An 8,117-nucleotide genomic window follows, 5' to 3' on the forward strand; every position below is an offset into this window, starting at 1 on the left:
TGACGAGGTGGGGCCGGTGCGTACGGCGAGCATGGACGTGGCGGTATCGAAAGCGCGTTGCGCCTCGCTTCTCCGGGTGGCACAACGGCACCTAAGAAAAACAAAGCCGTGCCGCGCAACAGCGGAGCATCGCGGACTTCCAGCGGAGGAAGCATGCCCCATCCGACATCGCCATCGGGCGTCGTCAGCCCGTTTGCCGGCATGGACGTGCCGTGGCTGCTGCGAATGCGCGCCGAGACCCGGCGCGACCATCCGTTTCTGATCTGGGCGCCGTTCGATGCCCCGGCCCGGCCCTGGAGCTACGGCGAGTTTCATGACCGCGTCGGCGCACTTGCCGCGGGCCTCACGAAGCGCGGCGTCAGGCCCGGCGAGTTCATCCTGATCCATCTCGACAATTGCATCGAATCGATGCTCGCCTGGTTCGCCTGTGTCGAGCTCGGTGCCATCGCGGTCACCACCAACACCCGCTCCGCCGCCGCCGAACTAGACTACTTCGCCGGGCACTGCGGCGCGGTGGCCGCCATCACGCAACCGTCCTATGCCGCAGCGGTCGCCGCCAATTGCAAGGACCTGCGCTGGATCGCGGTGACGTCGCACAATGCCGGCGCCGAGCCGGCGGCAATCGACCTGCCCGCCTGGGCCGAACGTTTCGAGGCCCTGTTTGCCGACAGCGCCGACCGGCCGCGACGCGCCACCGATCCGGAAGCCCCCTGCAGCGTACAATACACGTCTGGCACCACGTCACGGCCGAAGGCGGTGTTGTGGACGCACGCCAACGCGCTATGGGGCGGCAAGGTCAATGCGGCGCATCAGGACTTGCACCAGGCCGACGTCCACATGGCCTATCTGCCGCTGTTCCACACCAATGCGCTCGCCTATTCCGTGCTGGCGACGCTGTGGGTCGGCGGCAGCTGCGTGCTGCAGCCGCGCTTCTCGGCCCGCCGGTTCTGGGACGTCGCGACATTGCATCACGCCACCTGGCTTTCGACCATCGGCTTCTGCATGAAGGCGCTGCTCGAACATCCGGTACCCACGAAGCACGCCTTCCGGATGTGGGGGACCGCCTTCGGCGATCCGCCGGCGTTCCGCAGCTTCGGCATCCCGATCATCGGCTGGTGGGGCATGACCGAGACGATCAGCCACGGCATCATCGGCGAGGTCGACCAGCCCAACACGCCGATGGCGATCGGCCGGCCCGCCGCCGAATATCGTCTCTGCGTTACCAACGACGACGGCACGCCGACGCGGGCCGGCGAGACCGGTAACCTGTCGATCCTGGGCGTGCCCGGCCTGTCGCTGTTCAAGGAGTATCTGCACAACGAGGAGGCGACGGCCGAGAGCTTCGACCAGCACGGCTACTTCATCACCGGGGACCGCGTCACGCTGCTCGAGCACGGCTTCATCAGGTTCGGCGATCGCGTCAAGGACATGCTGCGGGTCGGCGGCGAGAACGTCGCGGCGTCGGAGATCGAGCAAATCGTGGTGGCCGTGCCCGGCGTGCGCGAGGCCGCGGTGGTCGGCAAGAAGCATCCGATGCTGGACGAGGTGCCGGTGGTGTTCATCATCCCGCAGGCCGGCGCCGCGCAGGCGACCGACGCGCTGCACGACAGCGTCATGGCCGCCTGCCGGCACGGACTCGCCGATTTCAAGGTGCCGCGCGAGATCCGCTTCGTCGACGAGATGCCGCGCTCGACACTCGAGAAGGTGGCGAAAGCAGAGTTGCGCAAGCTGCTGGCGTAACCCGCTCGGTCAGTACGATCCCAGCGCGACCGGGCGGAACGCCTGCAGCAATTGCTGGTCGAGCTTGTCGCCCATCTGCTCCATCATCTCGAACGCCTTGGCGTGGGTGAACGGCATACGGTAGGCGCGCCGCTCCACCAGGGCGGCATGGATATCGACAATGCTCATCAGGCGAACGATGTCGCTGATCTCGTCGCCCTTCAGCCCGTCGGGATAGCCGGTGCCGTCGAGAAATTCGTGGTGGTGCAACACGACGTCGAGCATCTCGCGCGGAAAACTGCCCTGCGCGATCAGCGCCTCGAAACCCTGCCGCGGATGCTTGCGAATTTCGCCCATCTCGGCATCGGTCAGTTTGCCCGGCTTGTCGAGAATCGCCACCGGCGTGAACGCCTTGCCGACGTCGTGCACCAGGGCTGCGCGGGTCAGCCGGCGCTGGTCTTCATCGCGCAGGCCGAGATGCTGGGCGAAAGCCACCGCAAAGCCGGTCACGAACAGGCAGTGCCGGTAGCTGTTGTTGTGATGGCGACCGACGGTGGCCAGCCAGTCGCGCAGAGACGAGCGCTTGATGGCCTTCAGGATGACGTTTTCCGCCTGCATCACGTCGTTGAACGTCAACGGTTCGCCCGCCGGCAGCTTCTCGAAAATCTTCACCATCACCGCGTGCGCCGCCTCGACGCCGCGCGTCAGCGCCTTGCCGCTGGCGGAGAAGTCCTCGTCATACGGATCCGGGAAGGCGGCGCGGATTCGTTGCAGCACGCCCCTGGCATCGAACGGCCGCGCGATGGTGTCGGTGGCGCCCAGCGCCCAGGCCTGCATGGCACCGTGATGCAGCGAGTCGGCCAGCACGAACAGCCGCGGCACTCCCTCATAGGCCGACGCGCGCAATTTATTGCGGACGCGCTGCACGGTTTCGGCGGAGCGCAGATTGATATCGACAATGATGCCGGACGCCTCGCCGGGCGTTTCCGGAATCTCGGAGGTCGCGATGATCTCGACCTCGCCGACCCTGTTCAGGATCTCGGCCAACTCGAAGCTGCGATCGCTGCGGTCGGATGCCAGCAGCAGCTGGCGGCGCGGCGACGATGATAAAGCGGTAGCGGTCATAGGCCCTCGATCATTGCGGCAAGCTTCCGCTGCAACGGGAACAAATCTACCTCAGGACTACATGTCCGAACCTTAAATTGTATCGTTAACGACGGATGACCAATTGGCATCGAAACCGGTGCTGAACGTTGTGTTGCGGTGATCTGCCGGCTTTGATTCAAATCGCCGCTTGCGCCGCCGCCCGATCCGGAAAACAATCGCGCCATGCTGAAGACCTTGCTCATCCTGGCGCTGGCCGGCCCGCTTTCGGCCGTTGCAGCCACCGCGCAGCTCTTGCCGCAGCCGGAGCGGCCGTTTACCGCGACGCTGTCGAATACCGCGCCGCTGGCGTTCGGCATGCCGGCCGACACGGTCGCCCGCGCGCTCGGCGTGCCGCTGACCTTTGTCAGCGGTCGCCGCGACAACGAGATCTATCTGGCGATCCGCACGATCGGCGGTAGCGGCTTCTTCGATCGCCGCGACCGGCTGTACCTGCAGTTTCGCCACGGGCGCCTCACCGGCTGGAAGGGCGACTTGGGCCGCAACTGGATGTGGCAGTAGCCGTCACACGATGTTGCTTGCTGTCGTCTTGCGCCGCGCAGGCGATTACCGCATCAAGCGTTGCTTCGCCGAAACAACAACGAATGGATGACCCGTGGGACAAGACGTAACGCTGACCGCCTCGGACCAGTTCGAACTCGGTGCCTATCGCACCACGCCCAATGGCACGCCGAAGGGCGCGGTGGTCGTGATCCAGGAAATTTTCGGCGTCAACCATCACATCCGCACCATATGCGACCGTTTTGCCGAACAAGGTTATGTCGCGGTCGCGCCCGCGATCTTCGACCGCATCGAACGCAACTTCCAGTCCGGCTATTCGCCCGGGGAAGTCGCGATCGCACGGAAATTCGTCGCCAGTCCGGACTGGGCCGCGATGCTGCGCGACACCCAGGCGGCTATCGACTCCGTGAAAGATGTCGGGCCGGTCGGTATCATCGGCTTCTGCCTCGGCGGCAGCGTCGCCTACGCCGCAGCGACCAGGCTGACCGGCCTGTCGGCGGCGATCGGCTATTACGGTGGTGCCATCGTCAAATTTGCCGACGACAAGCCGACCGTGCCGACGCAACTGCATTTCGGCGAGCAGGACCACGGCATTCCGCTGGCCGATGTCGAGACCATTCGCGCCAAACGTCCGGAGGTGGAAGTGTTCGTCTATGACGGCGCCCAGCACGGCTTCGGCTGCGACGAGCGCGCCAGCTACGACCAGGCCAGTGCCGCTGTCGCCCGGCAGCGCAGCCTGGCGTTCTTTGCCAAGCATCTGGTGAAGTAATCAAAACTGTCGTTCCGGGGCGCGAGCGCACCAGCACGAGCGAACCTCAGCCACTCCACTTGGAGTGGCGGGTAATCTCGACATGGGACGATGAACATCTCAAGGTTCCAGGTTCGCGTTCGGCTATCGCCGCCTGCGCACCGGAACGACAAACCCTAGAACCAGCGCTCGCCGATCTGGATGGTGTCGCCGGGATCGATCGGCGTGCCGAGCGGCACCGCGGCGCGAACGATGCCCTGCTCGGTCGTATGCGACAGCATGACCTCGTCGCGACGGGCGCGCGGCAGAAAGCCACCGGCAATCGCCACCGCGGCCTCGACGCTCATATTGGGCACGTAAGGATACTGACCGGGGGCTGCGACCTCGCCGAGAATGAAGAACGGCCGGTAGGCCTCGATCTCCACCGCCACCGAGGGCTCGCGGATGAAGCCGTTGCGCAGCCGCGCCGTGATGCTGCCGGCGAGTGCCGCCGGCGTCAGGCCGCGGGCACGCACCGCGCCGATCAGCGGCATGGTGATCGAACCGCCGGCATCGATTGCGTAGGAATTGGTGAGTCCTTCCTGGCCGTAGACCACGACGCGAAGCCTGTCGCCGGCGTCGAGCCGGTAGGCGGCGTCATGGCTGGAGAGCACCGGTGCCGGCGCGGCGTAGCGAACCGGAACGGCAACGCTACGCGAAGGGGATACGATCGCCGGGCCATAAGCGGGCTGGCCATAGGCCAGCGCATCGAGATCGTTGCGCGGCAGCGCCGCTACCGGACCCTGCCGCTGCATGCAGCCGGACAGCACCAGGGCGGCTGTTGCAGCCGTGGTCAACAATCGAAACACGCGGACACCTGACACTGGACATATCCCTCTCAGAGACAGTTCCAGTTGTGACCCGTTATGGTTAAAATTCCGTTTTCGAGTAGCTCGGTACCGCACGCAAATGCCCGCTTCCGGTAGCGGAAGCGGGCATCAACATTCTCTGAAACGCAGCGATCAGGCGGAGACGGCGACGCCGATCGGGCACGACACGCCGGTGCCGCCGAGGCCGCAATAGCCGTTCGGATTCTTCGCCAGATATTGCTGGTGATAATCTTCGGCAAAATAGAACGGGCCGGCTGGCGCGATCTCGGTGGTGATGGTGCCGACGCCCTTGGCGGACAGCGCCTTCTGATACACCGCCTTCGACGCCTCGACCGCCTTCGCCTGTGCGTCGCTGAACGTATAGATCGCCGAGCGATATTGCGTGCCGACGTCGTTGCCCTGGCGCATGCCTTGGGTCGGATTATGGCTTTCCCAGAACACCTTCAGCAACTGCTCGTAGGAAATCTTCTTCGGGTCGAACACCACCAGTACCGCCTCGGTATGGCCGGTGCGGCCCGAACAGGCTTCGTCATAGGTCGGGTTTGGCGTGTGGCCGCCGGCATAGCCGACCGCGGTCGTATAGACGCCGTCGCCGAGTTCCCAGAACTTGCGCTCCGCGCCCCAGAAGCAGCCGAGCCCGAATACCGCCTGCTCCAGACCTTCCGGGTAGGGCGGCTGGATCGGCGCGCCGTTGACATAATGGCGGCTCGCGGTCGGGATCGGCGCATCGCGCCCAGGCAGCGCTTCGGCGGCGGTAGGCAGAGCGGTGGTCTTGCGCATGAACAGCATGGTCATCTCCCGTTTGGGCGAACTGAATTCAGTCCCTCATATAGGTGTCGATGGCCGAAACGGCAGGGGCATTATGCCCCGTTCAATTGCGCGAATAGCCGATCAGCGGCTTGCGCGCCCGGAACAGCAACAGCAACACGATGCCGAGCACGCCCATCACCGCCCAGGCCGGCTGGTTGAGAACCATCCTGGCCAGGTTCCACAGCGCGGGGGAGGCGTCCTCGACCATCGCCTGGAACGAGCGCTGGCTGGACTGGTGAACATCATTCCAGAACTCGCCCAGCCGGGTCAGCCGCAGCGCCTGGTCGGCGATCGACCGCGCCCCGTCATAGACGACGAAGATGAACCCGCCGGCCAGCAGCAACAGCCCTATCAGGCGGAAAAATCCGCGGATCATATGGTTTCCTCAAATGTAACCCCGGCAATACCGGGCCGCCGGGGGGAATTCAACCTTGGCTGCCAAGGAGCTGTCATTCGGGGGCGCGAGAGCGCCAGCTCGAGCGAACCCGGACCCCCGAAATGTTTTGCGAAAAACATATGAGGGTTCCGGGTTTGCGTCCGCCTACCGCCGCCCGCCCCCCGGAACGACAGCTAAAACCCCCGAAAGCGTTGACGGTGGAAATCCGCCGCTCTATAAGGAGCGCCAATGGCGGTGGGCGCAATCCTGCCGCCGCTGTTCTTTGAGCGGCGTGTCCTGAGAGTTTTACTCCGGGGATGGCATTTTCAGGAACACCCCGGAATTAAACCAGCGTCGGCCGCGATCGGCAGACGTCAATGAGCCCGGCACCCCTGTGCGGGTCGCTGCTGAAGGATAACGAGATATGGCCAACACGACCTCCGCCAAGAAGGCGACGCGCAAGATTGCCCGCCGCACCATCGTCAACAAGTCGCGCCGTACCCAGATGCGCGGTTCGATCCGCGTCGTCGAGGAAGCCATCAAGAGCGGCGACAAGGAAGCGGCGCTGCAGGCGATGAAGAAGGCGGAGCCGGAACTGATGAAGGCCGCGCAGCGCAACATCGTTCACAAGAATCTGGCGAGCCGCAAGGTGTCGCGCCTCGTGCATCAGATCGCCAAGCTCGGCCAGACTGCCGCGCAGTAAGCGACCGTCCAAATCCAGTTCTAAAAAGCCCGGCTTTACGCCGGGCTTTTTTGTGCGCTGATGAACCGAGAGGTTTTGATGACGTAACACAGACTGTTTTCGCGATCGGCACTGCGCATCAGACAACTTTGTACGCGTAATCCGCGAACGCGCATTGCACTACAATAATAGCGTCAACTGCCGTTTATCCCCACCCGCGCGTGATTCGAAAATAGCAACAGCTTCGCATCTCGATTGCGAGTCCGGTGTCCAGAGTTACCCTGACGGAGCGCACAGAAAAAAACGCGCGCGTCTAATCACTTATCGGCATAGCGAGACCAAGCACTTTGAAAACGCACGGCGCGCGCCGGCAAACGTAAACGATTTATGAATTAATTTTTTGTCGCCGCGAATGTGCAACAGCACCATCACATTTCGATTCAGCGCGTCGATTCAAAACCTTGCCGTCTAAGCACGATAGCGAACATTGGCCCTGTGAGTGGCCAAGTATTTTTTTGAACCGCCCGCGAAGAATCATTCCGTTGCGAGAACCGAGCCTTGGTGTATTTCTGTAATCGTTCGCGGCGCCCTCCGGTTCTTCAGATCAGTGCGATTTAGGAACCCGGGCGGACGTGCAGATCAGCGACGGTTTGCAGGTTAGCGACGCTTTCCAAGCTTTGAATGTTGCAACTCATAGCAATATGAGAACGGTTGTTCTGTCTCGAAATTTCTCTGTCGGTGGCCGCCTGTCGGTCGCCTTACAAAGGAGGAAGCGATGCAGCCCCCAGCGACATGCAAGCCGGAAGCGATGGGATCACGAGGGCAGACGAGCGGGCAACAAGACGGGCATGCGACGCTGAGCGGCTTTCGCCGCGAGAGTGTGGCGGATTGAATTTGAACACTTCTGAGATGACAGCTTGCTGCGGGCGACCGCAGCGAGTGGGGGAGGCTTTATGCTCACGACAACCACCACCACATTTCATCATGCATCATCTTTGGCCGCAGCCGTTGGTGCGGCAAGCCAGCCTGCACGACCACCCGCCCGCTCTCCCGACCGGCCGTCGAGTACGCGCTGACCTCGCCAGACTCTGATCCACCAGCACTGACCGGCAGCGGCGTTTCGCCGAACGGCTGGCCTGTGCCCGGATTTCGAGTTTCGCCGGAGGTCGCGCCGCGCATAAGCAATTGCGCGTATCAGCATTCGGCACATTCAGGCCATTCTCAGTTCATCGGAAGAGTTACTAGACA

The 8,117-nt window shown here is 63.4% G+C and carries 8 protein-coding genes; 4 read left to right on the plus strand and 4 right to left on the minus strand.

The window, feature by feature from the left end; genetic code table 11:
• The first annotated feature begins 153 nt into the window (after nt 1-153).
• Nucleotides 154-1,740, plus strand: coding sequence for an AMP-binding protein (locus tag FNL56_RS27470; protein ID WP_143575953.1), 1,587 nt, complete (start codon nt 154-156; stop codon nt 1,738-1,740).
• A gap of 9 nt (nt 1,741-1,749) precedes the next feature.
• Here FNL56_RS27470 and FNL56_RS27475 read toward each other — a convergent pair whose 3' ends face one another.
• Nucleotides 1,750-2,844, minus strand: a complete 1,095-nt coding sequence (locus FNL56_RS27475; RefSeq protein WP_143582516.1) for an HD-GYP domain-containing protein — start codon at nt 2,842-2,844, stop codon at nt 1,750-1,752.
• Between the two features lie 204 nt (nt 2,845-3,048).
• Here FNL56_RS27475 and FNL56_RS27480 point away from each other — a divergent pair, with 204 nt between their 5' ends.
• Together FNL56_RS27480 and FNL56_RS27485 are read left to right on the plus strand one after the other, a co-directional pair.
• Nucleotides 3,049-3,384 (plus strand): hypothetical protein, encoded by a 336-nt coding sequence (locus tag FNL56_RS27480; protein ID WP_143575955.1) that lies wholly within the window; start codon nt 3,049-3,051, stop codon nt 3,382-3,384.
• 94 nt (nt 3,385-3,478) lie between these two features.
• On the plus strand, nt 3,479-4,153 hold the full coding sequence (locus tag FNL56_RS27485; RefSeq protein WP_143575956.1) for a dienelactone hydrolase family protein: 675 nt from the start codon (nt 3,479-3,481) through the stop codon (nt 4,151-4,153).
• Nucleotides 4,154-4,308: 155 nt separating this feature from the next.
• On the opposite strand, the gene FNL56_RS27490 is transcribed toward FNL56_RS27485, so the two are convergent.
• From FNL56_RS27490 to FNL56_RS27500, 3 genes are all read right to left on the minus strand, one after another.
• On the minus strand, nt 4,309-4,926 hold the full coding sequence (locus tag FNL56_RS27490; RefSeq protein WP_143576422.1) for a polysaccharide biosynthesis/export family protein: 618 nt from the start codon (nt 4,924-4,926) through the stop codon (nt 4,309-4,311).
• A gap of 207 nt (nt 4,927-5,133) precedes the next feature.
• Entirely contained in the window at nt 5,134-5,790 is a 657-nt protein-coding gene (msrA, locus tag FNL56_RS27495; RefSeq protein WP_143575957.1) for a peptide-methionine (S)-S-oxide reductase MsrA, read from the minus strand.
• A gap of 82 nt (nt 5,791-5,872) precedes the next feature.
• Nucleotides 5,873-6,187 carry a hypothetical protein gene (locus FNL56_RS27500; protein ID WP_143575958.1) on the minus strand — a complete coding sequence of 105 codons (315 nt, stop codon included), beginning with the start codon at nt 6,185-6,187 and terminating at the stop codon, nt 5,873-5,875.
• A gap of 424 nt (nt 6,188-6,611) precedes the next feature.
• Here FNL56_RS27500 and rpsT point away from each other — a divergent pair, with 424 nt between their 5' ends.
• Nucleotides 6,612-6,890 (plus strand): 30S ribosomal protein S20, encoded by a 279-nt coding sequence (rpsT, locus tag FNL56_RS27505; protein ID WP_143575959.1) that lies wholly within the window; start codon nt 6,612-6,614, stop codon nt 6,888-6,890.
• Nucleotides 6,891-8,117 lie beyond the last annotated feature (1,227 nt).

It is taken from the genome of Tardiphaga sp. vice304 (genome assembly GCF_007018905.1).
Lineage (GTDB): Bacteria > Pseudomonadota > Alphaproteobacteria > Rhizobiales > Xanthobacteraceae > Tardiphaga.